The 26,438-nt window shown below is 71.3% G+C and carries 26 protein-coding genes and 3 tRNA genes; 22 read left to right on the forward strand and 7 right to left on the reverse strand.

The features are described 5' to 3' along the window. Positions 1–2 precede the first annotated feature (2 nt). On the reverse strand, positions 3–1,031 hold the full coding sequence (locus ACFHWS_RS24690) for an IS630 family transposase (protein ID WP_416551391.1): 1,029 nt from the start codon (positions 1,029–1,031) through the stop codon (positions 3–5). A 51-nt stretch (positions 1,032–1,082) separates the two neighbouring features. After that, positions 1,083–1,802, reverse strand: coding sequence for a helix-turn-helix domain-containing protein (locus ACFHWS_RS24695; protein WP_416569200.1), 720 nt, complete (start codon positions 1,800–1,802; stop codon positions 1,083–1,085). 244 nt (positions 1,803–2,046) lie between these two features. Between ACFHWS_RS24695 and ACFHWS_RS24700 the strand changes: the two genes are divergently transcribed. Together ACFHWS_RS24700 and ACFHWS_RS24705 are read left to right on the forward strand one after the other, a co-directional pair. Then, entirely contained in the window at positions 2,047–2,346 is a 300-nt protein-coding gene (locus tag ACFHWS_RS24700) for a hypothetical protein (RefSeq protein WP_416569201.1), read from the forward strand. 22 nt (positions 2,347–2,368) lie between these two features. After that, entirely contained in the window at positions 2,369–2,638 is a 270-nt protein-coding gene (locus tag ACFHWS_RS24705) for a hypothetical protein (RefSeq protein ID WP_416569202.1), read from the forward strand. Positions 2,639–2,681: 43 nt separating this feature from the next. Here ACFHWS_RS24705 and ACFHWS_RS24710 read toward each other — a convergent pair whose 3' ends face one another. The 4 genes from ACFHWS_RS24710 to ACFHWS_RS24725 form a co-directional block, all read right to left on the reverse strand. Then, positions 2,682–3,167: a family 1 glycosylhydrolase gene (locus ACFHWS_RS24710; protein WP_416550799.1), complete on the reverse strand. Its 486-nt coding sequence runs from the start codon at positions 3,165–3,167 to the stop codon at positions 2,682–2,684. Positions 3,168–3,261: 94 nt separating this feature from the next. Beyond that, a complete protein-coding gene (locus ACFHWS_RS24715; RefSeq protein WP_416569203.1) occupies positions 3,262–4,647 on the reverse strand; it encodes a dihydrolipoyl dehydrogenase family protein in 1,386 nt (461 codons plus the stop codon). A 64-nt stretch (positions 4,648–4,711) separates the two neighbouring features. Continuing rightward, positions 4,712–6,028, reverse strand: coding sequence for a cryptochrome/photolyase family protein (locus ACFHWS_RS24720; RefSeq protein WP_416550797.1), 1,317 nt, complete (start codon positions 6,026–6,028; stop codon positions 4,712–4,714). 4 nt (positions 6,029–6,032) lie between these two features. Beyond that, on the reverse strand, positions 6,033–7,004 hold the full coding sequence (locus tag ACFHWS_RS24725; protein ID WP_416569204.1) for a phytoene/squalene synthase family protein: 972 nt from the start codon (positions 7,002–7,004) through the stop codon (positions 6,033–6,035). Positions 7,005–7,069: 65 nt separating this feature from the next. Here ACFHWS_RS24725 and ACFHWS_RS24730 point away from each other — a divergent pair, with 65 nt between their 5' ends. The 20 genes from ACFHWS_RS24730 (at position 7,070) to ACFHWS_RS24825 (ending at position 25,206) form a co-directional block, all read left to right on the forward strand. Continuing rightward, positions 7,070–8,242 (forward strand): polyprenyl synthetase family protein, encoded by a 1,173-nt coding sequence (locus tag ACFHWS_RS24730; RefSeq protein ID WP_416550795.1) that lies wholly within the window; start codon positions 7,070–7,072, stop codon positions 8,240–8,242. A gap of 36 nt (positions 8,243–8,278) precedes the next feature. Next, positions 8,279–9,766, forward strand: a complete 1,488-nt coding sequence (gene crtI, locus ACFHWS_RS24735) for a phytoene desaturase family protein (protein WP_416550794.1) — start codon at positions 8,279–8,281, stop codon at positions 9,764–9,766. After that, positions 9,763–10,389, forward strand: a complete 627-nt coding sequence (idi, locus tag ACFHWS_RS24740; RefSeq protein WP_416550793.1) for an isopentenyl-diphosphate Delta-isomerase — start codon at positions 9,763–9,765, stop codon at positions 10,387–10,389. The genes crtI and idi overlap by 4 nt, the downstream gene beginning before the upstream one ends. Continuing rightward, on the forward strand, positions 10,379–11,335 hold the full coding sequence (locus ACFHWS_RS24745; protein ID WP_416569205.1) for a MerR family transcriptional regulator: 957 nt from the start codon (positions 10,379–10,381) through the stop codon (positions 11,333–11,335). Before idi ends, ACFHWS_RS24745 begins: the two co-directional genes overlap by 11 nt. Before the next feature lie 133 nt (positions 11,336–11,468). Further along, positions 11,469–12,371, forward strand: a complete 903-nt coding sequence (locus ACFHWS_RS24750) for a polysaccharide deacetylase family protein (RefSeq protein WP_416550791.1) — start codon at positions 11,469–11,471, stop codon at positions 12,369–12,371. A 124-nt stretch (positions 12,372–12,495) separates the two neighbouring features. Beyond that, positions 12,496–12,571, forward strand: a tRNA-Glu gene (locus ACFHWS_RS24755). A 31-nt stretch (positions 12,572–12,602) separates the two neighbouring features. Then, positions 12,603–12,676, forward strand: a tRNA-Asp gene (locus ACFHWS_RS24760). 109 nt (positions 12,677–12,785) lie between these two features. Further along, a tRNA-Phe gene (locus tag ACFHWS_RS24765) sits at positions 12,786–12,859 on the forward strand. Between the two features lie 137 nt (positions 12,860–12,996). Next, a complete protein-coding gene (locus tag ACFHWS_RS24770) occupies positions 12,997–13,416 on the forward strand; it encodes a hypothetical protein (protein WP_416550790.1) in 420 nt (139 codons plus the stop codon). A gap of 9 nt (positions 13,417–13,425) precedes the next feature. Further along, entirely contained in the window at positions 13,426–15,069 is a 1,644-nt protein-coding gene (locus tag ACFHWS_RS24775; protein WP_416550789.1) for a cation acetate symporter, read from the forward strand. A gap of 101 nt (positions 15,070–15,170) precedes the next feature. Continuing rightward, positions 15,171–15,941 carry an ABC transporter ATP-binding protein gene (locus ACFHWS_RS24780; protein ID WP_416550788.1) on the forward strand — a complete coding sequence of 257 codons (771 nt, stop codon included), beginning with the start codon at positions 15,171–15,173 and terminating at the stop codon, positions 15,939–15,941. Next, the gene (locus tag ACFHWS_RS24785; RefSeq protein WP_416550787.1) at positions 15,932–17,665 is read left to right on the forward strand and encodes an ABC transporter permease; all 1,734 of its coding nucleotides are present in this window, start codon (positions 15,932–15,934) and stop codon (positions 17,663–17,665) included. Before ACFHWS_RS24780 ends, ACFHWS_RS24785 begins: the two co-directional genes overlap by 10 nt. Positions 17,666–17,682: 17 nt before the next feature. Further along, positions 17,683–18,249, forward strand: coding sequence for a flavin reductase family protein (locus ACFHWS_RS24790; protein WP_416550786.1), 567 nt, complete (start codon positions 17,683–17,685; stop codon positions 18,247–18,249). A gap of 66 nt (positions 18,250–18,315) precedes the next feature. After that, the gene (locus ACFHWS_RS24795) at positions 18,316–19,293 is read left to right on the forward strand and encodes an NAD-dependent epimerase/dehydratase family protein (RefSeq protein WP_416550785.1); all 978 of its coding nucleotides are present in this window, start codon (positions 18,316–18,318) and stop codon (positions 19,291–19,293) included. Next, positions 19,290–20,555: an LCP family protein gene (locus ACFHWS_RS24800; protein WP_416569218.1), complete on the forward strand. Its 1,266-nt coding sequence runs from the start codon at positions 19,290–19,292 to the stop codon at positions 20,553–20,555. Before ACFHWS_RS24795 ends, ACFHWS_RS24800 begins: the two co-directional genes overlap by 4 nt. Positions 20,556–20,706: 151 nt before the next feature. Continuing rightward, positions 20,707–21,927 (forward strand): LCP family protein, encoded by a 1,221-nt coding sequence (locus tag ACFHWS_RS24805; RefSeq protein ID WP_416550784.1) that lies wholly within the window; start codon positions 20,707–20,709, stop codon positions 21,925–21,927. 10 nt (positions 21,928–21,937) lie between these two features. Then, the gene (locus ACFHWS_RS24810) at positions 21,938–22,273 is read left to right on the forward strand and encodes a rhodanese-like domain-containing protein (RefSeq protein WP_416550783.1); all 336 of its coding nucleotides are present in this window, start codon (positions 21,938–21,940) and stop codon (positions 22,271–22,273) included. A gap of 64 nt (positions 22,274–22,337) precedes the next feature. Further along, the gene (locus ACFHWS_RS24815; RefSeq protein ID WP_416569206.1) at positions 22,338–23,798 is read left to right on the forward strand and encodes an ATP-binding protein; all 1,461 of its coding nucleotides are present in this window, start codon (positions 22,338–22,340) and stop codon (positions 23,796–23,798) included. An 11-nt stretch (positions 23,799–23,809) separates the two neighbouring features. Further along, entirely contained in the window at positions 23,810–24,235 is a 426-nt protein-coding gene (locus tag ACFHWS_RS24820) for an ATP-binding protein (RefSeq protein ID WP_416569207.1), read from the forward strand. A gap of 89 nt (positions 24,236–24,324) precedes the next feature. Next, positions 24,325–25,206, forward strand: a complete 882-nt coding sequence (locus ACFHWS_RS24825; protein WP_416550780.1) for a DUF5926 family protein — start codon at positions 24,325–24,327, stop codon at positions 25,204–25,206. Between the two features lie 12 nt (positions 25,207–25,218). Here ACFHWS_RS24825 and ACFHWS_RS24830 read toward each other — a convergent pair whose 3' ends face one another. After that, the gene (locus tag ACFHWS_RS24830) at positions 25,219–26,430 is read right to left on the reverse strand and encodes an arginine deiminase (RefSeq protein ID WP_416550779.1); all 1,212 of its coding nucleotides are present in this window, start codon (positions 26,428–26,430) and stop codon (positions 25,219–25,221) included. Positions 26,431–26,438: the final 8 nt, after the last annotated feature.

Raw genomic sequence — 26,438 nt, forward strand, 5'->3', positions numbered from 1 at the left:
CGTCACGCCGCACCCCCTTCGATGAGTGTCGCTGTACTCATGCGACTTGCGTGTCGCACGATGCGGTTGAGCCAGGAACTGTTGGTCGGCGTGTAGGCGAACTCGACGTTGTTCGCGGCGGCCCAGTCGCCGACACGGGTGTCCTTCTTCGTGCTCAGGTGCGGGGAGTAGTTGTCGAGGACGATCGCGATTCGGGTCCGCGGCGGGTGCAGGCCGCGCAGGTAGCGGCAGAACTCCAGGAACCGTGTCCGGTGCTTCGTCGGCTTGATGTGGCCGTAGAGCTTGTCCGCGCCCAGGTCGTAGGCGGCGAACAGGTGGCGGACGCCGTGTGGGCGGTTGTATGTCGCCCGTCGGCGGGGCCTGGGCCCACGCTCGGGGTCCTTGTGCCGTCCGCCGCGTTCGGCCCACTGCCGTCCAGGGTGGGGCTGCAGATTCAACGGGCCGAACTCGTCCAGGCAGAAGATGACGTCGGGCTCACCGGCCTCGGGTACGACCTCGTCGTCGGCGATCGCGTAGAGGTGCTCGACGCGGGCCTTCTTGGCGGCGTAGTCGGGGTCGCGGGAGGTCTTCCAGGTCTTCACCCGTTGAAAGGACACGCCCTCCTCGCGGAGCAGGACCCGTAGGCCCTCGTGGCTGATGTCGTCGACCACCCCCTCAGCGACCAGGAAGTCGGCCAGCTTGGCCAGACTCCAGGTCGAGAACGGCAGACCGTGCTCGGCCGGCTTGGACTTGGCGATCTTCTTGATCTCGCGCCGTTCCGGCAGGGTGAACGTCCGGGGCCGGCCACCCTTGTACCTCGGGTAGAGCGAGTCGAAGCCGTCAGCGTTGAAGTTGTGGATCACGTCGCGGACCCGGTCCGCGCTGGTGAACGTCACCTCCGCGATCTTCCCCACTGGCATGCCCTGCGCGGACAGCAACACCATCTGAGCCCGTCGCCAGGTCACCACCGAGCCGGTGCCTCTACGGATGATCCGCAACAGGCGCTGGCCCTCGTCGTCGTCGATCTTACGGACGCGTACTCGCTCTCCCACCCGGACAGCCTGGCGGCACCCCACCGCCCGGACCAGCACCCGCACGGCGCGTCACGAGGCAAACGTTCCCTGACACGGCACTAGTTCCAGTTCGAGTACGTCACCAGCGGTGGTGGCGACGCGTCCTCGCAGCAGATCGTCCAGATAGCCGACCCGCCTCCCGTCGCTCATGGTGGCCAGCGCCAGCGGCCCACCGAGGCCAGCGTGGAGCCCGGCCGACTCGGGGACCGCACGGATCCGGATGTTCGGCCGGTGCCCGAGGTCGACCAGGTGGGCAAGCTGATCCTTCATCACCTCGCGCGGACCGCGACGCAACGCCGTCTCCTCGACCAGGGCCACCAGATCCACCGGGGGATCGCGGTCCAGCACCGCGCGCTGTCGCTCCTGACGGGTCGCGATCACCTCCTCGAACCGGACCCGGTTGGACGGCACGGCAGCGAAGACCTGCCGCATGTACGCCTCGGTCTGCAGCAGCCCAGGGACCAGGGTCGGCTCCCAGGCCCGCAGCAACACCGCGCGTCGCTCGTGATCGACCCAGGAGCGCAGCCACGGCTGGCGGTCCTCTCTGCCCTCCCTCGACAGCTGTTGAAGCTGGTCACCGGAGTTCAGTAACTTGTCGAGGTCCTTCGCGGTGTCCTCCTTCGGCACCAGCCGGCCGGTCTCGAAGCTGGCGATGAGCGACTTCGACACGCCTACCGCTTTGGCCAACTGGGTCTGGTTCATGCGCTGAGACAGCCGGAGCCGTCGAAGCTCTCCAGGTAGTTCAGTCATGTTTATAACCTCCAATAACTCGGGCTCATCTCTATCTCTGCGACTTTCATATTGCCCTATGTTCGGGTGGGAGTCCAGGGTGGATTGCGACGGGAAATTGACTCGATGAGTGAGGGGGCGACGGTGGAGGTGGGGGCGCTCGTCGGGGCGGCGCTGCTCGGCTTCTGTGCCGGGCTGTGGTCGTTCAAAGTGAAGTCCAGATGGTGCCCCAGCTGTGGGCGTGCGACCTGGCCGATGGAGCGCGGTGCCGACGGCGTCCAGCGGCCACGCGGCGATGGAAGGCCCGATGGGTAGCCGGCTGCTGCGGACGCCGGAGCCGAAACCAGGGGACGTGCTGTTGATCGGCCAGGAAGCGAGCATGCAGTTCGCCGGCGACCGGAGAATTCGATTTCGGGTCATCTCGGTGGACCGGAAACCGACCTACGACGGTTGGATCTGGCTCACCGGCTACGTAATAGACGAACGCGGATACGCCGCCGAGCGGCGGGAGATCTTCGTGCAACGCGACGGACTCTACCGACTGGCCAAACGGCAGTCGACGTGACAATTGATCAAGGAGAGAAAAGATGATCACAGAGATGGTACGGGACTGGTGGCTGCGCTGGCTCGACTGGCGTTCCGGCCGGTCCACGGCGTCCAGGCGCCTCGAACACCTGCGCCGCGAACGGCTCGGACAACAGCAACGCAGCCGTACGACGGCCCGGCACCGCCGGCTCGACGGCAACCGGGGACGCCACTGGTCGGCGGAGGCTACCGTCCTGGTCCCGACGCTGCGCCCACTGATGACGTACGGCCAACAACTCGGCTACCGGCTGCCGCCGCACGGCATGACCTGACCGGCGGCGTACCGCCGGATGATGAGTGGAGGGTGCGGGATGATCAGGGCAGGGCGCGGCTGGTTGCGACGGCGGCGTACCGGGCGGTGCTCGGCTTCGGGGTCCGAGCGAACGTCTCCCGGTCGACGGTGTGCAGGCCGAAGTGGAAGCGGTAGCCGGCGGCCCACTCGAGGTTGTCCAGCAGCGTCCAGTGGCAGTAGCCGAGCACCGGTACGCCGTCGTCGATCGCGTCGAGCAGACCGGCCAGCGACGGTTCGATGAAGTCCGCCCGCAGGGCGTCGTCGTCCACACCGACGCCGTGCTCGGTCACGAAGACCGGCACCCCGCTGACCTGGTACGCGTACCGCACCGCGCCGCCGAGTGACGTCGGGTCGATCACCGCGCCAGCTGATGGAGCCCGGCCGGATCGTTCGGCGAGGACCGTCGGCGTGACGTGCTCCAGGAACCAGGTGTCGCTGGTGTTGTCGCCCTCGGTCTGGTGACCGGAGGTGGCGACACCGAATAGGAAGCCGTCCGGGAAGCGTCTCATGGATGGACATTTCCGTGGCCGGCTCAAGATCACATGACGAAAAACTGGGACGCCACCGGCGTGTCGCCCGAATTTTCGTCAAGTGATCATGGAGTCAGGTGAGCTGCTGTACAGCGGACTGGATGGCGCGGTGCACCGTCGGGTACGCGTAGATCATGTGCCGCAGGCTGGTCAACGGCACCTCGCCGTGCACGGCGACGGCGAGTGCGCCGAGCACCTCGCCGCCGGTCGGTCCCGCCGAGGTCGCCCCGACCAGCACGCCCCGACTCGCGTCGGCGACCAGCTTGATGAAACCGTCGTTACCCGGCCCATGGATCCAGCCACGCGACGACTCGGCGACGTCGGTCACCGCCACCGCGACGTTCACGCCCTGCTCGCGGGCCTGGCGCTCGGTCAGGCCCACCGCGCCGATCTCCGGGTCGGTGAAGGTGACCCGGGGGACCGCCCGGTACTCGGCGGCCGGTCCGCCCTGGTCGAGGATGTCGCGCACCGCCACGTCCGCCTGGTACATGGCCAGGTGGGTGAAGGCGCCGTGGCCGGCGACGTCACCGACCGCCCACAGCCCGTCGGCGACCCGCGTCCGCTCGTCGGTGACCCGCATCCGCTCGTCGACCGGCAGGTGCCGGGCCGCCGGGTCCAGTCCGACGGTGTCGAGGCCGAGTCCGCCGAGGTCGCTGCGCCGGCCGGTGGCGACCAGCAGCCGCTGTCCGTTCTCCGGGCCGCCCTGCGACAGGTGCACGGCGAACGTGTCGTCGCGGTGCTCGACCCACTCGGCGCGGCTACCGAGCCGGAGCCGGATCCCGTCGTTACCGAGGGCGCGGGCGGCCAGCGCCGACGACTCCGGCTCCTCCCGGGACAGCAGCCGCTCACTGGGCTCGACGATGGTCACCCGTACGCCGAACCGGGCGAACACCTGGGCCAGCTCCAGCCCGATCGCGCCGCCGCCGAGCACGACCAGCGACTCGGGCAGGTCGGTGACCTCGATCGCTTCCTTGTTGGTCCAGTACGGCGTGCCGGCGAGCCCGTCGATCGGCGGCACCACCGGGACGGTGCCGGTGGCGAGCACCACGCCCCGGCGGGCGGTGAACACCTGCCCGTCGACGTCGACCCGCCCGGGTCCGGTGAGCCGGGCGGTGCCGTGCAGCACCCGTACCCCTTTGCCGGTGAGCCGGTCGACGGCGGCCGTGTCCGACCAGTCGGCGGTGGCCTCGTCGCGGATCCGTCGGGCCACCGGCGTCCAGCCCGGACGGATGTCGGCGGTGCCGGCCAGGCCGTCGATCCGGCGGCCCTCAGCGAGTGCGTTCGCCGCCCGGATCATCATCTTGCTCGGCACGCAGCCCCAGTACGGGCACTCGCCGCCGACCAACCGGCGCTCCACACCGACCACGTCCAGCCCGGCCTGGCTGAGCCGGCCGGCGACCTCCTCACCGGCCACGCCCAACCCGACGACGACGACGTCCACCTGTTGCGGCTCACTCATCCGGCCAGCATGTCACCACCGCCGGCAACCCGCAGACCGGGCGGCCCGCTGACCGGACGCCGACTCAGCGGTCCGACAGTGGCGGCGGGTAGTCCAGGCCGGCGCGGACGGCGAGCGGCAACCGCCACGGCTCATGCACCGCCGCCCCGGCGACACCGGCCAGCTCCGGCACCCACCGCCGGACGTACTCCCCGGCCGGGTCGAAGCGGTGCGCCTGGCGCAGCGGGTTGAAACCCCGGTACGGACGGGTGTCGTTGCCGGTGCCGGCGACCCACTGCCAGTTGCCGGAGTTGTTCGGCAGGTCACCGTCGAGCAACCAGCGATCGAACCAGCCGAGGCCGTCCCGCCAGTCCAGGCCGAGCTCCTTGGTGAGGTACCCGGCGGTGATCAGCCGGGCGCGGTTGTGCATCCAGCCTTGCGCCTGCAGTTGCCGCATGCCGGCGTCGACGATCGGCACCCCGGTGCGGCCGGTCTGCCAGGCGTCGAGGGCGTCGGCGTCGTAGCGCCACTGCTCGGCGGCCCCGCGCCGGTACGCGGTGGTCGCCAGGTCGGGGAAGGCGTTCGCGACCTGGTAGTGGAAGTCCCGCCAGCACAGTTGCCGGACGAACGGACCGGCGCCGTCCCCGGCGGCGGTGGCGACCTCCAGCGGCGACAGACAGCCGAACCGCAGGTAGGGGCTGAGCCGCGAGGTGGCGTCGCCAGCCAGGTCATCGTGGCTGTCGCCGTACCGATCGAGGCGGCTGCTGCCGTACCGGTCGAGGTCACCCAGCCAGTCGTGCAGCCGGCGCCGCCCGGCGGTCTCGCCCCCGGCGGCGGCCTGCGGCGACTCACCGTCCGGCAGGGCCGGCAGCCGTCCGACGGCGGGACCGCCGGGCAGCCGGATCCGCGCCGGATCGGCGCTTTCGGCACGCCAGTCGGCGCCGGCCCAGGCCCGGAAGTACGGCGTGAAGACCTTGTAGTGGTCGCCGTTGGTCGGGGTCAGCGCGCCCGGGTGGACGACGGTCAGCCCGGGAAAGGCGCGGTACGCGATCCGGTGCCGCTCGCATTCGTCGGACAGCCGCCGCTGCCGGTGCCGGGCGTAGTGGCTGACGTCGGCGGAGATGGCGACGCCGTCGGCGTCGACCTCGCGGGCCAGCCGGATCGTCTCGGCCACCGGGTCGCCGCGGCGGATCAGCAGGTCGCCGCCGAGCCCGCGCAGAGTCGCCCGCAGGTCGGCGAGGCTCTGGTGCAGGAACCGGTCGCGGTTGGCCGACCGGCCGGCCAACCGTGGGTCGAGGACAAACAGCGGCACCACCTGTTCGGCGGTGGCGCAGGCGGTAGCCAGCGCCGGCTGGTCGTGCACCCGCAGGTCGCGGGTGAACAGCACGACAGCGGTACGCACGGCGCTACGGTGCGGTCGGCGTGGCGGCGGTCGGCCTTGGGGCTGGCGCCGGCGTCGGCGGTGCGGGGACGTCGACCGGGCCGGGCAGGGTGACCGGGGTGCCGGCCGGGGTGAGCAGGGACCTTAACGCAACAGCGGCCCGGCGACGGTTGGGAACGGTGGCCCGGCGACGGAACACGTCGTAGCCCTGCGCGGCGATTTCGTCGAGGATGCCGCCGTACAGCGCGTACGCGGTGCGGATGCAGGCCTGCGACGCGGGTTCGAGCAGGATGACGCCGGGGGCGGCCGCCGCGTAGTGGCCCCTGGCCCGGCCGACCTCGTAGCGGATCATCTCGATGATCGGCGGAGTCGCCCGGCGCTGTCGGGCGGCGTCGACCAGGTCGGCCCGGGTGATCCCGAACCGCGCCAGGTCCTCGTCCGGCAGGTAGGTACGGCCACGGTCCAGGTCCTCGGCGACGTCCCGGATGAAGTTGGTGAGCTGGAAGGCGAAGCCGAGCTGCCGGGCCGGCTCCCGGGCGGCGGCCCGGTCGGTGCTGCCCAGGATCGGCAGCATCATGGTGCCGATCACCGCCGCCGAGCCCTCCATGTAGTCGAGCAGGTCGGTGTAACGCGGGTACGAGGTGACCGTCAGGTCCATCGTCATGCTGCGCAGGAACGCGGTGAAGTCCGCCTTGTCCAGGTCGAACACCGCGATGGTGTGCAGCACGGCGGGCAGCAGCGGATCGTCGACCGGGGCACCGTGCAGGCCGGCGAGGAACCGCTGCCCCCACTGGTCGAGTGCGGCTGCCCGGCCGGCGGGTGGCAGTTGGTCGGTGCGGTCGACGATCTCATCCGCGTACCGGGTAAATCCGTATAAAGCATGAACATGCCGGCGTTTCCACTGCGGGAGCAGCCGGGTCGCGAGATAGTAGGTGCGCCCGTGTCGTCGGTGCAGGTCACGGCAGTTCCCGTAGGCAGCGGACAGATCGACGTTCATCGGGCCCCCTCGGCTATCGACGCAAGAATCGACGCAACTTCTGGCCCTAGGGTACGCTCGATCGCGTGGCCAATCACACAGTTGCCGACACCGACCGAAGCGCGTCGGTCGACGAGCCGGCCGGGTCGGCCACCCCCGGCTCGCCCCCGGCCCGCCGCCGTGACCTGCTGACCGCAGCCGTCGACGACACGTTGATCGATTTCCTCTCCGCCGAGATCGACGCGCTCGACCGCATCGATCCGGCGCTGCGCCCGTTCGCCCAGATCGCCCGGGACACCGTGCTCGCCGGCGGCAAACGGCTGCGGCCGGTCTTCGCCCACTGGGGCTGGCGCGGGGTGGCCGGCCCGGACGCGCCGCTGGCTCCGGTGCTGCCGGCGCTGGCCGCGCTGGAGCTGCTGCACGCGTTCGCGCTGGTGCACGACGACGTGATGGACGGCTCCGCGACCCGTCGCGGCCGCCCCACCGCCCACCGCCGGTTGGCCGGGCAGCACCGGGCGGCCGGCCGCGACGGCGACCCCGACCGGTTCGGCGACGGTGCCGCCGTGCTGGTCGGTGACCTCTGTCTGGTCTGGGCCGACCGGCTGCTCGGCCAGGCCGGCGTGCCACCCCGGACCCTGCTGGACGTGCGGCGCCGCTACGACCAGATGCGGGTCGAGACGATCGCCGGGCAGTACCTGGACGTCCTCGGCGAGACCGAGGCCGACACCTGGTCGGTCGACCGGGCGCTGCGGGTGGCCCGGCACAAGACCGCCAGCTACACCGTGCTGCGGCCGCTGCACCTCGGTGCGGCCCTCGCCGGACCCGGCGCCGACCCGGCGATCCACGAGGCATACCGGCGCTACGGCATGAACGTCGGCGAGGCGTTCCAACTGCGCGACGACCTGCTCGGCGTCTTCGGTGACCCGGCCACCACCGGCAAACCCGCCGGCGACGACCTGCGGACCGGCAAGCCGACGGTGCTGCTGCTGATCGCCCGCGAGCTGGCCACCGAGGCCCAACGCGCCGAACTCACCCGGCCGCCGTCCGGCGCCGGACGGGAGTCCGGCCGGGAGATCGATCGACGGGTAGGCCGGCTGGCCGAGATCGTCGTCGAGACCGGCGCCGCCGACCAGGTGGAACAGCTGATCGAGCAACGGGTACGGGACGCGGTCGACGCACTGGGCGACGCCCCGATCGACGCGGCCGCCCGTCGTGTGCTCACCGGCCTGGCGGTGACCGCCACCACTCGGCAGGCATGATGTGAGCGGCGTTCAGAAGAAGGAGGTGGTCGCGGCATGCGTACCGTGACCGGGGCGACCGAACGCGTCGTCGTGGTCGGTGCCGGGCTCGGCGGGCTCGCCTGTGCCCTGCACCTGGCCGGTGCCGGACGGCAGGTCACCCTGCTGGAACGCGAGTCGGTGCCGGGCGGGCGGGCCGGTCGGCTGGCGCTCGACGGCTACGAGTTCGACACCGGGCCGACCGTGCTGACCATGCCCGAACTGATCGCCGAGGCGCTCGGCGCGGTCGGCGAGGAGCTCTCCGACTGGTTGGAGCTGATCCCGCTCGACCCGGCCTACCGGGCGTACTATCCGGACGGATCCACCCTGGACGTCGTTACCGACACCGCCCGGATGGCGGCCGAGGTGGCCCGGGTCTGCGGCCCCCGGGAAGCCGACGGCTACCTGCGCTTCGTCGACTACGCGCGGCGGCTGTGGCAGCTGGAGCGGGCCGACTTCATCGACCGCAACCTCGACAGCCCGCCGGACCTGCTCACCGGCAACCTGCTGCGGCTGCTGGCAGCCGGAGCGTTCCGGCGGATGCAGACCAAGATCGGGCAGTTCTTCACCGACCCCCGTACCCAGCGGATCTTCTCGTTCCAGGCGATGTACGCCGGGCTGGCGCCACACGACGCGCTGGCCATCTACACCGTCATCGCCTACCTGGACTCGGTGGCCGGGGTGTCGTTCCCCCGGGGCGGCATGCACGCGGTGCCCCGGGCGCTGGCCGGCGCCGCCGAGAAACACGGCGTACGGATCCGCTACGACACCACGGTGACCCGGGTGGAGACCGCCGGTGGTCGGGCGCGCGCGGTGCTCACCGCGGACGGTGACCGGATTCCCGCCGACGTCGTGGTGCTCAACCCCGACCTGCCGGTCGCCTACGCCGAGCTGCTGCCGCCGGCCCGCCGCCGGCGGCTGCGCTACTCGCCGTCCTGCGTGGTGCTGCACCTCGGCGCCCGGCAGGGCTACCAGCAGATCGCCCACCACAACATCCACTTCGGCCGGCTGTGGAAGGGCACCTTCGACGAAGTCATCCGCCGGGGCGAGCTGATGAGCGACCCCTCGCTGCTGGTCACCAACCCGAGCCGGACCGACCCGTCGGTGGCCCCGCCCGGCGGGCACACCTACTACGTCCTCGCTCCGGTGCCCAACCTGGACAGCGGCCGGCTGGACTGGCGCGGTGACCTGCCACAGCGGTACGCCGACCAGCTGATCGCCACCCTGGCCGAGCGCGGCTACCGGGGCCTGGCTGACGGGATCGAGGTCCGCGAAGTGCTCACCCCGGCCGACTGGGCCGACGCCGGAATGGCCGCCGGGACACCGTTCGCCGCCGCGCACACCCTGTTCCAGACCGGCCCGTTCCGGCCCGGGAACCTGCACACCACCCTGGAGAACGTGGTCTTCGTCGGCTCCGGCACCCAACCGGGGGTCGGCGTGCCGATGGTGCTGATCTCCGGCAAACTGGCCGCCGGTCGGATCACCGGTGCGGGGGGTGCCCGATGACCGGGACGTCGCGGGAAAGCCATCTGGTCGAGTTGGTCGACCGGGCCGGGCGACCGGTCGGATCGGCCACCGTCGCCGCTGCCCACCAGCCGCCGGGCCAACTGCACCGGGCCTTCTCGGTGATCCTGGTCGACCCGGCCGGCCAACTGCTGCTGCAACAGCGGGCTGCGGTGAAGACCCGGTTCCCGCTGCGCTGGGCGAACACCTGCTGCGGCCATCCGCTGCCCGGCCAATCGGTGACCGAGGCGGCCAACCGCCGGCTCGGCGAGGAGGTGGGCGTCGCGCCGGTGCCGTTGACCGAGCTCGGCGTGCACACCTACCAGGCCACCGACCCGGTCACCGGCCGGACCGAGTACGAGTACGACCATGTACTGCTGGGGGAGCTCGATCCGGCCTCCCCGCTGCGGCCGGATCCGGCGGAGATCGCGCAGCTGCGCTGGATGCCGCCGGATGAGCTGCGGGTCGGCCTGACTGACGACCCGCACGCCTACGCTCCGTGGCTGGCCGGCGTGGTCGACCAGTTGTTCGCGCCGGGCCGGCGGGACCACGACGCGGCTGCGGAGCGGAACGGCGCGAACGCGGAGCGGCACGGCGGGGCTGCGGAGCGGCCAGGTGAGCGATGACGCGCTGAGCGCGGGCAGCGTGGCACGCCGGCTCGGCGTGGCGGTGACCACGCTGCGCACCTGGCACCAGCGGTACGGGCTCGGCCCGACCCGGCACGTCAAGGGGCATCATCGCCGGTACAGCCGGGAGGATCTGGCCCGGCTGGAGGTGATGCGCCGGCTCACCGCCGAAGGCGTGTCCCCGGCCGAGGCGGCGCAGTGGGCACGCGGCAACGCGGCGTCTCCCACCGCTGAGCCTGGTCGGGCCGGCGGCGGGCACACCATCGCGGTCGGCACCGCCGGCCCGGCCGCCCGTGGCCTGGCCCGGGCCGCCGTACGCCTGGACGACCTGGCCATGCGGGAGATCATCGAGCGTGGGCTGCGTACCGACGGGGTGATCTCCACCTGGGACCGGGTGGTTCGCCCGGTGCTGGCCGGCGTCGGTGACCGGTACGCGGCCACTGCCGGCTTCGTCGAGGTGGAGCATCTGCTGTCCCGGTGCGTCTCCGCCGCGTTCGCGTCGGTGACCGGGCCGGCCCTGCCGGCCGCGGTGGGTCATTCTGCGGACGGCCCGCATGACGGCGGCGGCCCCGGAGCGCTCCTGGCCTGCACCGACGAGGAGCAGCACTCCCTGCCGCTGGAGGCGCTGGCCGCCGCACTCGTCGAGGTCGGCGTGGTCGCCCGGTTGCTCGGTGCCCGGGTACCGGCGACCGCGCTGGCCGCCGCGGTCGACCGGACGGGGCCGGCCGCCGTCGTGCTCTGGTCGCACACCCCGGCGACCGCAGATCTCGGGCAGCTGCGCGTGGCCCGATCCGGACGGCACCGTCCGGTGCTGGTTCTCGCGGTCGGGCCGGGCTGGCCGGTCACCGAGCTGCCGGACGGGGTCCGGCATTGCGCCGACCTGACCGACGCGGTGACGCTCTGCCGGTCCGCCGACCGAGTCGTCGCCCAGCAGCACGGCCCGTAGCTTTCTGTGGTACTGCCCGTCACAGCCGGCGGTCGGCGGCGCTCAGATCCGATGTGCGGGTTCGAGTTGAGCGGATTGATCGACTAACGTGTGCTTCGCTCGATCTCCGTCCACCCCCTCGCCCGGAGTCGACATGTCGAAACGCACCGTGTCGAAACGTGCCATGGTCGCGGCAGGCTTGGCGGTGTTCGCGCTGCTGGTCGGCAGCGAAAGCATCGCCGCGCTGCGTGGTGCCCGGCAGGCGCCGACTCAGGTGCCGGCCACCGCCGCCCTCGGTGTCGCGCCGGACCGCGCTGCTCCCACCCCTGAGCCGGTGCCCTCACCCGGCCCCCGCGACCCGGTGCCGGCACCGACCGCTGAGCCCGCCGACCAGCGATCCTCGGCCACCGAGACCGGCGGCTCACCCGAGGCGTCCGCCCGGCCCGCCGTCGACGAGAGCCTGCTGCAGCGGCGTACCGGTGGCCGGCAGGTGGCGTTGACCTTTGACGACGGCCCGCACCCGAAGTGGACACCGCTGATCCTCGACGAGCTGCGGGCGGCCGGGGCGCGGGCCACCTTCTGCGTCGTCGGTGCCCAGGTACGGCGGTACCCGGCCCTGATCGCCAGGATGGTTCGGGAGGGGCACGCCCTGTGCAACCACACCTGGAGCCACGAGCTCGATCTCGGGTTGCAGCCGCCCGACGAGATCCGGGCCAACCTGCTGCGGACCAACAAGGAGATCCACAAGGTGGTACCCGGCGTGCCGATCGAGCACTTCCGGCACCCCGGCGGCCTGTGGACGCCAAAGGTGGTCACCGTGGTCGAGGAGCTGGGGATGGTCCCGCTGGACTGGGACGTCGACCCGCAGGACTGGCGTAAGCCCACCAAGGAGGAGCTGGTGTCGCAGGTCACCGACGGGGTCCGGCTCGGGTCGATCATCCTGCTGCACGACGGTGGCGGTGACCGGTCGGCCACCGTCGCCGCGCTGCCGGTCGTGGTTAAGGAGCTGAGGCAGCGGTACGGCATCACCCTGCTCGGTGCTAGCCTTTCCCCCTGATCCGTCCGGTTCGCCGATCTGGTTTGGTCCGGGGCATACTCGTCACGTATGCTTTCGCAAGCTTCCGGCGGGGCCGGATGGGAGCACTACCGTCGGAGTCGCGATGTGCGATGATGACGGGGCCGCCCTCATCGTCTAGCGGCCCAGGACGCCGCCCTTTCAAGGCGGTAGCACGGGTTCGAATCCCGTTGGGGGCACCACCGGCCGGCCGACCGGCCGGAGCAAGACCGAGGTCCTGTGGAGCAGTCGGAGTGCTCGCCGCCCTGTCAAGGCGGAGGTCGCGGGTTCAAGTCCCGTCAGGACCGCGCAACGCCGATCGCCGTGCGTTTCCCACGCGCGGCGTTTCGTTTTCGGGGCCGACCCGACCGGTCCGGGTGTTCTCACCGGCAGGCGGGTATGATGTCCCGGACACCCGGCCAGGTAGCTCAGTTGGTACGAGCGTCCGACTGAAAATCGGAAGGTCGGCGGTTCGACCCCGCCCCTGGCCACAAAGCCTCTCGCCGGGCTTCAGCAGCGCCCAATCGCCTCCTGCGGTTGGGCGCTTCGCTGTCGGACGACGCGTCGTGGCTCCGTCTGCGCCGGGGACTGCCCTTGACATTCCGCGACGGGCCGTGAGACTGCCGGCATGGCCGAACACGACGGCACCGGCCCCGCCGCGGCGCCCCCGCCCGCCAATTCGCCACCCCGGCGGGTGCGGGTCGTGCTGGGCGAGGTCGGCCGGCGCGGGGACGCCGACCGGCTGCGTACCGACCTGGCTGAGCAGACGCAGATCGGCGAGGCACTGGTGCGCGGCCTGGTCCGGGCACAGTTGGCGTTGGCGATGCGGCTGGCGGTGGTGGTCATGGTCGGCCTCGGGTCGCTGCCGATGCTGTTCGCGATCGCCCCCGGCGTCGCCGAGATCAAGATCGTCGGCGTCAACCTGCCGTGGCTGCTGCTCGGGGTGGCCGCGTTCCCGTTCCTGGTGGCCGTCGGCCTGACCTACGTTCACCTCGCCGAACGCAACGAACAGGACTTCGTCGCGCTGGTCCGCCGGCCGGAACGCTGAGCGGCGCCGATGACCAACCCGTACGTGATCCCGGCGCTGGTCGTGGTCACTCTGGTAACCGTCGCGATTGGCTTCTACGGGCTGAAGCTGGCCCGGACCACGTCCGACTTCCTGGTCGCCTCGCGTACCGTCAGCCCGTCCTGGAACGCGGCGGCGATCAGCGGCGAGTACCTTTCGGCCGCGTCGTTCCTCGGTATCGCCGGCCTGATCCTCAAGTACGGCGTCGACGTGCTCTGGTATCCGGTCGGCTTCGCCGCCGGCTACCTGGCCCTGCTGCTGTTCGTCGCGGCCCCGCTGCGCCGGTCCGGGGCGTTCACCCTGCCGGACTTCTGCGAGATCCGGCTCAGCTCCCGGCGGCTGCGCCGGCTGGCCACCGTCTTCGTGATCTTCATCGGCTGGTTCTACCTGCTGCCCCAGCTGCAGGGCGCCGGGCTGACCCTGGCCACGGTCACCGGCGCGCCCTACCCGCTGGGAGCGTTGCTGGTCGGCGGGGTGGTGACCGCCAACGTGGCGCTCGGCGGCATGCGGGCGGTCACCTTCGTGCAGGCGTTCCAGTACTGGCTCAAGTTGACCGCGCTCGCCGTACCGGCGGTCTTCCTGGCCATGCAGTGGCAGTCCGACGGACGGCCGCCGGTCAGCCCACCGGACGGGTTGACCTTCACTCAGGCGACCACCGTGGTGGTCGAGCGGTCCGCGACGCTCAACTACGCCGACGGGCGGACCGAGCAGGTGACCCCGGGCACCGAGCTGACCTTCGCCGCCGGGGACCGGGTCCCCGAGGTGTCCGGGGCCGAAGCCTATTGGGGCGCCGCCTGGCTGCTGCCCGGTGACCCGGACCGAGGTGACCAGGGGCTGTTCGCCACCTATTCGCTGATCCTGGCTACCTTCCTCGGCACGATGGGGCTTCCGCACGTACTCGTGCGGTTCTACACCAACCCCGATGGTGCCGCCGCCCGCCGGACCACCCTGGTGGTGCTGGCCCTGGTCGGCCTGTTCTACCTCTTCCCCACCCTGTACGGGGTACTCGGTCGGGTTTACACGCCGCAACTGCTGATGACCGGACGCTCGGACGCGGTCGTGGTGCTGCTGCCGGAGGCGGCGCTCGGCGGCGGACTGCTCGGTCAGCTGCTCGCCGCGCTGGTCGCCGCCGGGGCGTTCGCCGCCTTCCTGTCCACCTCGTCCGGGTTGCTGACCAGCGTCGCCGGGGCCGTCTCGACCGACGTGCTGCGGCGCAACTCGGTACGCGGGTTCCGGCTGGCGGCCCTGGTCGCCGGCGCGGTACCGATGGTCCTCGCGCTGAACGTCTCCGGCCTGGACGTATCGCAGGTCGTCGGGCTGGCCTTCGCGGTGGCCGCGTCGAGCTTCTGCCCGCTGCTCGTGCTCGGCATCTGGTGGCGTGGCCTGACCGACGCCGGTGCCGCCGCCGGCATCGTCGCCGGTGGTGGCGCCGCCGTCGGCGCGGTGCTGTGGACCGTGCTGGGTCCGCCACTGACCGGCTGGCCGGCGGTCCTGGTCGCCCAGCCGGCGGCCTGGACGGTGCCGTTGGCGTTCGCGGTGATGATGCTGGTGTCGGTGGTCACCCGGCGGCGGTTGCCGGGTCAGGTGAACGCCCTCATGCTGCGACTGCACGCGCCGGAGAGCCTGCGCCCGTGACATCCTGCGTCGGTGTCGCCGTCGCCGTCGTACCCGGGTAGGAGAGCCGGATCCTCCCTCAGCGGGAGCGTATCCGGGATGCCGGTAGTTACCGTCGGACCATGACAGATGCTGCCCAGCCCGGCGGGCCGGCGCTCGTCCTGCGCGGCCTGGCCAAACGGTTCGACGACAAGGTCGCGGTCGCCGGGGTCGAGCTGGACGTCCCGGTCGGCTCCTTCTACGGCCTGCTCGGCCCGAACGGTGCCGGCAAGACCACCACGTTGTCGATGGCGGTCGGGCTGCTACGGCCGGACGCCGGCCACGCCCACGTCCTCGGCCACGACGTCTGGGCCGACCCGGTGCGGGCGAAGCAACTGCTCGGCGTACTGCCGGACGGGGTGCGGCTGTTCGACCGGCTCACCGGTGCCGAGCTGCTCGCGTACCACGGTCTGCTGCGCGGCATGGACCCGGCGGTGGTCGACCAGCGGGCCGGCGAACTGCTCGACGTGCTGGCGCTCGACGACGCCGGACGCACCCTGGTGGTCGACTATTCGGCGGGCATGAAAAAGAAGATCGGGCTGGCCTGTGCGCTGCTGCACGGACCCCGGCTGCTGGTGCTCGACGAGCCGTTCGAGGCGGTCGACCCGGTCTCCGCCGCGCTGATCCGCGACATCCTGCAGCGGTACGTCGGCGGCGGCGGCACGGTGATCTTCTCCAGCCATGTGATGGCCGTGGTCGAGCGGCTCTGCAGCCACGTGGCGATCCTCGCCGACGGAGTCATCAAGAAGGTCGGCACGTTGGACGAGGTACGGGCCGGGCGGTCGCTGGAAGAGGTCTTCGTCGACGTCGTCGGTGGTCGTACGGCCACCGGGGAGGAACTGGCATGGCTGTGACCGGGCCGGGAACCGGCGGTGCGGTCACCGGGTCGACCGCCGACGCGCCCGCCGTCGCCGGCCGGCGCCCGGTACGGGCCCGGCACTTCGTCCGCCTCAAGCTGCGGGTGATGGGCAACAACCTACGTGGCCAGGGCTGGCGGATCGCGTTGTTCATCGGCGGGATCATCGCCGGGCTGTGGTTCGCCGGCAACGGTTTCCTGATCCTCGCCGCGCCGGGGTTCGTCGACAGCGAACAGGGCATGCTGCTGGCCGCCGGGTTCGGCGGCTCCCTGCTGGTGCTCGGCTGGCTGCTGTTGCCACTGGCCTTCTTCGGCGTGGACGAGACGCTCGACCCGGCCCGGTTCGCGCTGCTGCCGCTGCCCCGGCGGACCATGGTCACCGGGCTGCTGGTCACCGGACTGATCGGCGTACCGTCGATCGCCACCGGTCTGGCCACCCTGGGGCTGGTGCTCAGCGCGGCGCTGCTCGGCGGCCCGCTGGCCGGCACGGTCCAACTGGTCGGGGTCGCCGCAGGTCTGCTGCTCTGCGTCCTGGGTAGCCGGGCGATCACCAGCGCGTTCGCCGGCATGCTGCGGTCGCGCCGGGTGCGTGACCTGGCCGCGGTGCTGCTCGCCGTGCTGGCCGCCCTGCTCGGTCCGCTGCAACTGCTGGTCATCGGCGGGCTCGGCAACGCCGACTGGGACCGGCTGGCTGAGGTGGCGGGAATCCTCGGTTGGACTCCACTGGCCGCCCCGTACACGATGGGTTTCGACGTGGTCGCCGGGCGGCTCTGGGCGGTACCGGTGAAGCTGGCGGTCACCGCCGTCGCGTTGGCCGGCCTGTACCGGTGGTGGTCGAGGTCGCTGGAGTCGGCGATGGTCGGCACCGCGAGCGGCGGCCCGGCCAGGTCGGTGGCCGCTGCGTCCGGAACCCCGGTGAGCCAGTTGTTCCCGCGGCTGCTTGCCCGGACCCCCCGCGACCGGTACGGCGCACTGGTCGCCCGGGAGGTGCGCTACTGGTGGCGGGACATGCGGCGGCGGGCAAACCTGATCACCGTCGCCGTGGTCGGGGTGTTCATCCCGGCGCTGATCAACGCCGGCGGTTTCAGCGCCTTCACCTACGATCCGGACGGTTCGGTGGGCACCGGACCGTCCGCGTCGGCGACCAGCGTCAGCATCTCGATGCTCTTCGTCGGCGCGCTCGCCGCCGTGACCCTGGCCAACCAGTTCGGATTCGACGGCAGCGCGTACGCGGCGAACGTGATCGCCGGGGTGCCGGGTCGGCTGGAGCTGCGTGCCCGGGTGGTCGGGTTCTCGGTCTACATCGGGCCGCTGCTGGTGGCGATCTCGGCCGGCTTCGGGTTGTTCCTGCGCGAACCGGGCTGGATCCCGGTCGCCGCCGGGACGCTGTTCGCCGCGTACGGTGCCGGGCTGGCGGTCAACCTGATCGTCTCGGTGGTCGGTGCCTACTCGCTGCCGGAGACGTCGAATCCGTTCGCGCTGAACAGCGGTGCCGGCGTGGCGAAGAGCATGCTGGCGCTGGTGGCGATGGTCGCGTCGGCGGCGGCCGCGGTGCCGATCGTGCTGGCCACCGCGCTGCTCGGCGAGGTCTGGTACTGGTTCGCCCTGCCGGTCGGCGTCGGATACGGCCTGGGTGCGGTGGCCCTGGGCCTGTACATCACCGGTGACCTGCTGGACCGACGGATGCCGGAGCTGGTCGCCACGGTGACGCCGCGCCGGTGACTCCCGACTGGGTCACAATGTTTCACGTGAATCATCCCGAGCCCGGTGCCGAGATCCACTATCGCGACCCGTTCGCCACGGCGAGTGAGGACCGTTCGCCCGCGCGGCGGCTACGTGGCCGGCTGGCCGTCCCGGTAACGCTGTGGACGGCCGGTGGTGGGTCGGCTCCACTCGCCGGATTGACCGTGTCGTCAACGGTGCTGGCCGACGGTGACCCGCCGCGACTGCTCGGGCTGCTCGACGAGGAGTCGCAGCTGTGGGAGGTGCTCCGCGAGTCGGGCAGGTTCGCGATGGTTCCGCTGGGTCCGGCGCATCGGCAGCTCGCGGACCGGTTCGCTGGGCTGATGCCGGCGCCGGGCGGACCGTTCAAGGCAGCGGACTGGCAGTTCACCGAGTACGGCCCGGTCCTGGCGGGGGCAAGCGGGTGGGCGGGCTGCCGGCTCGACGACGCCCGACCGTACGGGTGGGCGATGCTGGTGGAGGCGACTGTCGAGTCGGTCACGGTCGGCGACGAAGGCGACGCCGGGCCGCTGATCCACTACCGCGGCCGGTACCGCGAACTCGGCGAGCCGCGCGGCCGGTAGCTCGGTCCGGGCCGACCCGGGTGGCAACCGCTGGCCGGCCGGGGCGCTACCACTAGGCTCGGGAGCATGCTGCCTGTTCCCCGATTCGGCGACGGCCATCGAGTGTTGGTCACCGGAGGTGCTGGTTTCGTCGGAAGCCACCTCGTCGACCGGTTGGTCGCGCGTGGTTGTGCGGTGGTGGCGGTGGACAACTTCGTCACCGGCTCCAAGGAGAACGTCGCCCACCTCACCGACGAACCTCGGTTCACCCTCGTCGAGGCGGACATTTCGGACGGATTGCCGGATCATCACCCGGCGTTGCGTCAGCGGTTCGACGCGATCATGCACCTTGCCTCGCCAGCCAGCCCGACGGACTTCGCCACGCTGCCGATCGAGATCCTCCGGGTCGGCTCCCTCGCCACGTTGCACCTGCTGGACCGGGCGGTCGCCGACCGGGCCCGGTTTATCATGGCGTCGACCTCCGAGGCGTACGGCGACCCGTTGGTGCACCCGCAACCGGAGACCTACTGGGGCAACGTCAACCCGATCGGGGTGCGCAGCGTCTACGACGAGGCCAAGCGGTTCGCCGAATCGGCGACGATGGCGTACCACCGGTACCGCGGGCTGGACGCCGGCATTGTGCGGATCTTCAATACGTACGGGCCCCGGATGCGGCCGGACGACGGCCGGGCCATCCCCACCTTCATCAGCCAGGCGCTGCGCGGCGAGCCGATCACCGTGCACGGCACCGGCGGGCAGACCAGGTCGATCTGCTACGTGGCGGACCTGGTGACCGGGATCGTCGCACTGCTCGACTCCACCGAGACCGGGCCGATCAACTGCGGCACCGAGCATGAGTTGACCATGCGGGAGCTGGCCGAGCGGATCGTCCAACTGGTGGGCAGCTCGTCGACGATCAACCTGGTCGCCCGCTCCTCGGACGACCCGGAGATGCGCCGTCCGGACCTGACCCTGGCCCGCACCAGGCTCGGTTACCAGCCGACGGTCGATCCGCAGGACGGGCTGCGCCGCACCATCGCCTACTTCCGCCAGCGACTCGGCTGATCGGCGGCGACTCGGCTGATCGGCGGCGGCCCGGCAGTCGAGTCATCGGCGGGCGAGCGCCCGGTACGTACGCTGGAGGCATGCCAGCCAGCAACCAGCACGGTGACCGGTCAGTCAGCAGCCGCCCCGGTGGCCGGGCCGTCCCCGGCCGGACGACCGGTCCGGCCGGCACCGCCTACGGGTCCTCGAGCGGCCGGGCGCAGGTGCCGGTCGGCGGTCGTGCCGGCAACCAGTACGGTGGCCCGCCACGCCGGCTGCGGCCCCGCTGGGGGCGCATCGCCCTGGTCGGCGGGGTGGCGTTGGTGGTGCTGGCGCTGCTCGCCAGCGGTGGGCTCTGGGCGTACGCCCGTGGGCTGGACCAGGATCTGGGGCGGACCGATCCGTTCTCGCAGATCACCGAGGGGCGGCCGCCGGCCGCAGTCGACGGCGCGCTGAACATCCTGCTGATCGGCACCGACTCGCGGGATCCGGACGCCCCGGTCGACCAGGCCGGCAAGTGGCGGGCGGACACGATCATCGTGATGCACATCCCGTCGTCACACGACCGTGCCTATCTGGTGTCGATCCCGCGTGACCTGTACGTGCCGGTCCCGTCGGACGCCGCTGCGGCCTGCGAGACCGGCGAACGTGCCAAGATCAACGCCGCGTTCGCCTGGGGCGGGCTGCCGCTGGCGGTACGCACCGTGGAGTGTTTCACCGACGTGCGGATCAAACATGTGATGTCGATCGACTTCGCTGGTTTCGTCGAGGTCACCGACGCGCTCGGCGGGGTCGACCTGACCGTCGAGCAGGACACGACGTCGATCCACAAGCCGTACCGGCAGTTCAGTGAGGGCGTCAATCACATGAACGGCACCGAGGCGCTGGACTGGGTCCGCCAACGCAAACAGTTTCCGGATGGTGACTTCGCGCGTATGCGTCACCAACAAGAGTTCCTCCGCGCACTGATGGACAAGGCTGTGAGTTCCGGCACACTGTCGAACCCGGTCAAACTGAATGCGTTTCTCAAGGCGACGACCCAGGCGGTGACGGTCGACCAGGGCTTCTCCCTGGTCGACATGGCGCTGCAGTTCCGCAAGCTCAGGGGAGAGAGCCTGCACTTTCTGACCAGTCCGCACAACGGCAGCGAGACGATCAACGGCGAATCGGTGGTGGTCTCCGACCGGGAGAAAGCGTTGTCGATGTACCGGGCGATGGCGGCCGATCAGATGACCGCCTGGGTCCAGGCCAACGTCACGCCCAGTCCGGGTGCCAGTGACTGACAGCCCTGATCCGGTGACTGAGTGGATATTGCCGGTCGTCACCGGGTGACCGGTCAATCCGACACAAATCTGAAACCCGAGCAGGGTCGATAAGTCGACCAAGTTTCCGTACAGTGGGCTCGCCCTATTGTCACGCCCCCCAGGAGCAGGCATGCCGGTTCAGACCCGCCGACGTTCGACGTCGACCGAGTCGGGGAACCCGCTCGCCACCCGCGGCGCGGCCGGACGTCGGTCGAGCGGCCGGTCGGGTCCGGGCTCCGGCCGCAGCGGCTCGGGCCGGCGGCCCCGCCGCAAGGACCCGGTCTGGGCTCGCACGATGGTCGTGCTGGGTGCGCTGCTGATGATGCTCAGCGGCACCACGATCGTCGGCAGCAAGTGGCTGATCGCCCAGGCGACCAGCGGGATCGAGCAGTCGGACCTGCTCGGCGTCGCCGGCAAGACCGACGCTGAGGGCGGCGACAGCCTCGAAGGCCCGATCGACATGTTGCTGCTCGGCATCGACCACCGGGCCAGCTGGGCGGAGTCGGACACCCGGGCCGACACGATCATTATCCTGCACATCCCCGCTACTCACGACCAGGCCTACCTGATCTCCGTCCCCCGGGACACCGAGGTCGAGATTCCGCCGTTCGACAAGAGCGGGTGGCCGGGCGGGGTCGGCAAGGCCACCGAGGCGTTCTTCCACGGCGCACAGAACGGTGCCGGGCACAAGGGCGGTGCCCAGCTGATGGCAGAAACGATCAAGAACCTCACCGGGGTCAGCTTCGACGGCGCCGCGATCATCAATTTCAGCGGCTTCAAGTCGGTCATCGACAGCCTCGGCAGCGTCCGGCTCTGCGTCGATGAGGACACCCCGTCGATCCACATGACCCTGGTCGACGGCCAGCCGATGTGGAACTCCGACGCCGACAAGGTCAGCGGGGAGAAGCAGCAGGTCGTGCACAAGAAGGGCTGCCGCGAGATGCAGGGCTGGGAGGCGCTGGACTTCTCCCGGCAGCGATACGGGCTGGACAACGGCGACTACGACCGGCAGAAGAACCAGCAGAAGCTGATCAAGGCCATGGCCAAGAAGGCGATGTCCAACGGGGTGATGACCAACCCGCTCAAGCTGAACGAGCTGATCGACGCGGCCGGCAAGGCGTTCGTGCTGGACACCGGCAAGGTGCCGCTGCCGGACTTCGTCTTCACCCTGCGTGGGGTGGCCGCCAACGACCTGGTCATGCTGCGGACCAACGGCGGCAGCTTCAACGGCAACGACGCCGGCCGGGAGAACATCGATCCGCTCAGCCAGGAGATGTTCCAGGCGGTCAAGAACGACAACCTCGCCGAGTTCATCCTCGCCAACCCGTCGGTACTGGCGGGCCAGGAATAGGCTGTTCGGCATGCATGGGCCACCGATCCCCACCGTTGACGTCCCCGACGTATCCGCCGACGCGTACCTGCTGGACGTCCGCGAGCCCGAGGAATGGGCGGCCGGGCACGCGCCGGGCGCCCACCACCTGCCGATGATGGAGATCCCGCACCGGTTGGCCGACGTCCCGCAGGAGGGCGACGTGGTGGTGGTGTGCCGGTCCGGCGGCCGGTCCGGGCAGGTCGTCGCCTACCTCAACCAGCACGGCTGGGACAACGTCCGCAACCTCACCGGCGGCATGCAGGACTGGGCGGCGCACTCCCGACCGATGGTGAGCGAGTCCGGCGAAGCGCCCCGGGTCCTCTGATCGGCGGCGCGGCGCTGGCGGCCCGGCACTGCCCAAATCCGCCGGCACCGGGCAGACTCGAAGCATGCCGGAACGCCCCGACTATCCGAGTCTGATCGCTGGACACACCGTCGTCCTCGATATGATCAACAGCGGTGAGTCGGGGCTGCCGATCCTGCACCACCTGCTGCGACTCGCGCAGCGTGCGCTCGGCGCCGCCGGGACCTCGTTCGCCGAGTACGGACCACACAGGGGTCGGATCATCGCCGCCACCGGTGCCGCCGAATGGTCGGTCGGCCGACCCGTCGACCTCGACGAACCCGCCACCGCCCGGCTGCTCACCGGACCGCGGACCGTCGAGTTCCCGGTGACGGCGCTCGCCGCCGGCCCGGCCGACCAGATCGCCGGCCGAGGCCTGCATCGGATGCTGATCGCGCGCGCCGAGATCGGCGGGGTGCTGATCGGCAGCCTGCACGCCTACTACCCGGATCCGGACCGGAGCGCCGGCCCTGACCATCACACGCTGATCGCCTACCTGGCGTCCTGCATCGCCAACATGTACGGCGACCAGACCGGGCTGCCGGTGCACGGCGACGGGCCAGTGGTCGCCGCGCTCGCCGACGGACTGGCCATCGTCGATGACGAATCCTGCGTGCGGCTGTGGAACCCGGCGGCTGAGCGACTCACCGGCAGCACCGCACAGGACCGGCTGCACCGACCGATCCCGTTCCCGGTGCCGCCCCCCGGACAGGTCGTGGACCATCAGCAGCCGGACGGCCGGTGGCTGCGGATCACCTCCGGGGAGCTACCGGGCTTCGCCGCCTCCCGGGTGGTCACCTTCCGGGACATCACCGACCAGCACCACCGCGACCACGACGTCGACCTGTTCATCGCGGTCACCAGCCACGAGCTACGCACCCCGGTCACCGTGATCAAAGGGTACGCGGAGACCCTCAGTGATCACTGGGAGTCGTTGACCGACCGGGACCGACGGGAGGCCGCCCGGGTGCTCGGGCAGCGGGCCACCGAACTGGCCCGGCTGGTCGACCGGCTACTCTCCGCCGCCAATGACTCGGGACCGGCAGCCGGCACGCCGTCCGCCCCGTTCGATCTGGTCGAGGCACTGCGGGCCACTGTCGAGAATCTGCCCGCCGGACTGCGTCAGCGGCTCACCGTCGAGCTGCCCGACGACCTGCCGAAAGCGGTCGGAGACCGGGCGAGCCTGATCACCGTACTCACCGAACTTGCCACCAATGCCGACAAGTACTCGCCATCGGGCAGCCCGATCGAGGTCACCGCCATCGCCGACGAACGCTCGGTGGCCTTGCGGATTAGTGATCGCGGCATCGGGGTACGTCCGGAACACGTGGAACGAGCGTTCGATCGGTTCTGGCAGGGCGAGTCGGGCGACCAGCGCCGTTACCCCGGCGCCGGACTCGGCCTGTACCTGGTCCGACAGATCGTCGAGCGCCAACACGGCTGGGTGTCCCTGCGGCCCCGTGACGGCGGAGGTACGGTCGCCGAGGTGCGGCTGCCCCGCAGTTGAGAGGAGGCGGCGTGACCTCGGCACTGGCGGGACGGGTGTGGAGCATGCTGGTACCGCACCATGCCAGCGGTGCCCGGTTCGCCCGTCACCAGCTCGCCCGGACGTTGGCCGACCGGATCCGCCCCGACTTCCTGTCCGACGTGATGACGGTCGTGGCCGAACTGGTCGGCAACGCCGTACGGCACGCCCGGCCGCTTCCGGACGGAACGATCCGGGTGACCTGGCAACTGACCCCGCGCCGGCACAGCCGCACGGTCCTGCTGCGGGTGACCGACGGCGGGTCCGAGGACGTTCCGCAGGCCCGGACCGCCCCGTCGGATGCGCTCAACGGCCGTGGCCTGGGCATCGTCGCCGCCCTGGCTCGCCGGTGGGGGGTAGAGCCCGCCGGCTCCGGCCGTTGCGTCTGGGCAGAGATCGGCGAGCCGAATTCGGGCTGAGCCGGGCCGGGGGCAGATTCCAGCGGTCGCAGACCCGGGGGCCGGGCGGATCCCCCGGTGGCGGGCCGGTTCCTCTAGGCTGTCTGGCCGTGGGCAAGCGCCGAAAGCAGGACCGGGCCGCCAGCGGCGGCAAGCGGGAGAAGATCCGCGACGTATTCGTGCCCCGGCCGTTCGCCGGGCTGGCCGACGAGCCGGACTGGGTCGCGCTGCGCGAACTCGTCCCAGCGGCCACCGCGCCGTTGATCCTCGAAGCCGAGCTGGCCGGCAAGTACGCCGACCGGACGGTGACGCTGGCCACCGTGCTGCCGATGGCGGCCCCGGCCGTCGTCCGAGCCGACGGCCAGGTCATGATCGGGCTGCAGCGGCACGCCCAGTCCGGGGACGTCTCTCGCGACCTGGCGGCGGCGTTGCTGGCCGCGCTGGAGACCGAGCCGGGCGACACGGTGCCGGTGCCGCCGCTGCCCGGCCCCGGCCCCCGGCTGCAGGACGTGCTCGCCGACGGGGCGCTGACGGTCCAGGTGCACGACAGCTTCGCGTTCTGGGTGGAGCCCGAAACGGCCGCCAACCCGGCGGTGCAGGCCTCCCTGGAACGGGCCGACGCGTCCATCTATCCGACGACCCGGATGGCGGCGGCGCCCGCCGCGTACTGGTGCCGGGTGGGGGAGCGGGCGCACGTGCGCTGGGTACTGCCCGGAGACGAGGACCGGACGCTGGACACGCTGGCCCGGCTGAGCGCCGCCGGTGACCTGCCGATCGGGCCGCAGACCCGGTTCGCCGGGATGTTCCGGGCACACGGGCTGCTGGTGCCGGTGTGGGACCTGCCGTCCGGGCCGGAGGCCGCCGAGTGGGAGCAGCCGTTGGCCGAGTTCGCCGAGCGGCTCGCGGCGGCGGCCAGCGTCACCGATCCGCTCGACGCCGCCGCCCGCCGGTCCCGGCAGGGGCTGCTGGGCCGGCAGCTCACGCTGCGCTGACCCGGCGGCCGGTCAGTCGGGCCGGAGCGGATCCCGGACCAGGGGTGCCGACATGCACCGTGGGCCGCCCCGGCCGGACCCGAGTTCGGCGCTGGGGATCGTCACCACCTCGATCCCGGCCCGGCGCAGCTGCGTGTTGGTCGCCGTGTTCCGCTCGTACGCCACACACACCCCGGGAGCCAGCGCCAGGGTGTTGTTTCCGTCGTCCCACTGCTCCCGTTCCGCGGTGACCGGGTCCAGCCCGGTGCCGACCAGCCGGAGCCGGTCGATGTCCATCGCGTCGGCGGCAGCCCGCAGGAACGGCGCGGGTCCAGCGACCTGCAGGTCGCCCGAGGCGGTACGGATCACCGTGTACGCGGCGAGCTCCTCGGCCATCGGCGGGTACATCAGCACCGCGTCCACGTCAACCAGCGTGCAGATGGTGTCCAGGTGCATGGTCGCCCGTCGTTGGGTGATCGGCACCACCAGGACGGTGTGGGCCAGCCCGTCGCCGAGCACCCGCCGGGCCAGTCGCTCCACCCCGGCGGGTGTGGTCCGTTCGCCGACGCCGACGGCCAGCACGCCAGGGGCGAGCAGCAGCACGTCGCCGCCTTCGACGTGTTCCTGGTCCGGCCGGTGGATCAGCTCGGTCCCGGCGAACCGCGGGTGGTGCCGGTAGATCAGGTCGGTGAGCCGGCCCTCCCGGCGGCGGGCAGGCATCGCCAGGCTGGTCACCGCCACCCGGTCGCGGATCCAGACCGATGAATCGCGAGTGAACAGCAGATTGGGCAGCGGGTCGATGATGAAGTCGTGCTCGCGCAGCAGGGCATGCACCAGCCCGGCCGGCCGGTCGTCGCGGCGGGGAAGTTCGCCACGGGCCAGGCCGGCGACGAGCACCCGGGCCAGTCCGGCCGGGTCGAGGTAGGCGAGCTGCTCGGCGACCCGGTCGCGCAGGGTTTCGCCCAACCGGCGGCCGGCCAGTACGGTCGCCACGGCCTCGGCGCGGGCCGGGGCGGCGGCGAGCGTCTCAGTGAGCAGTTGTTCGAGGTAGAGCACCTCGACACCGCGCTCGCGCAGCACGGCGGCGAACGTGTCGTGCTCGGCCTGGGCGCCGGCGACCCAGGGGATCGCGTCGAAGAGCAGGGCACCGGTGTTGCGGGGGGTCAGCCGGGCCAGCTCGCTGCCCGGACGGTGCAGCATGACCACCCGGAGGTGGCCTACCTCACTGTCGACGTAGTGCGTCACACTCGCAG

This window comes from Micromonospora sp. LOL_013 (assembly GCF_048060315.1).
Taxonomy (GTDB): Bacteria; Actinomycetota; Actinomycetes; order Mycobacteriales; family Micromonosporaceae; genus Micromonospora_E.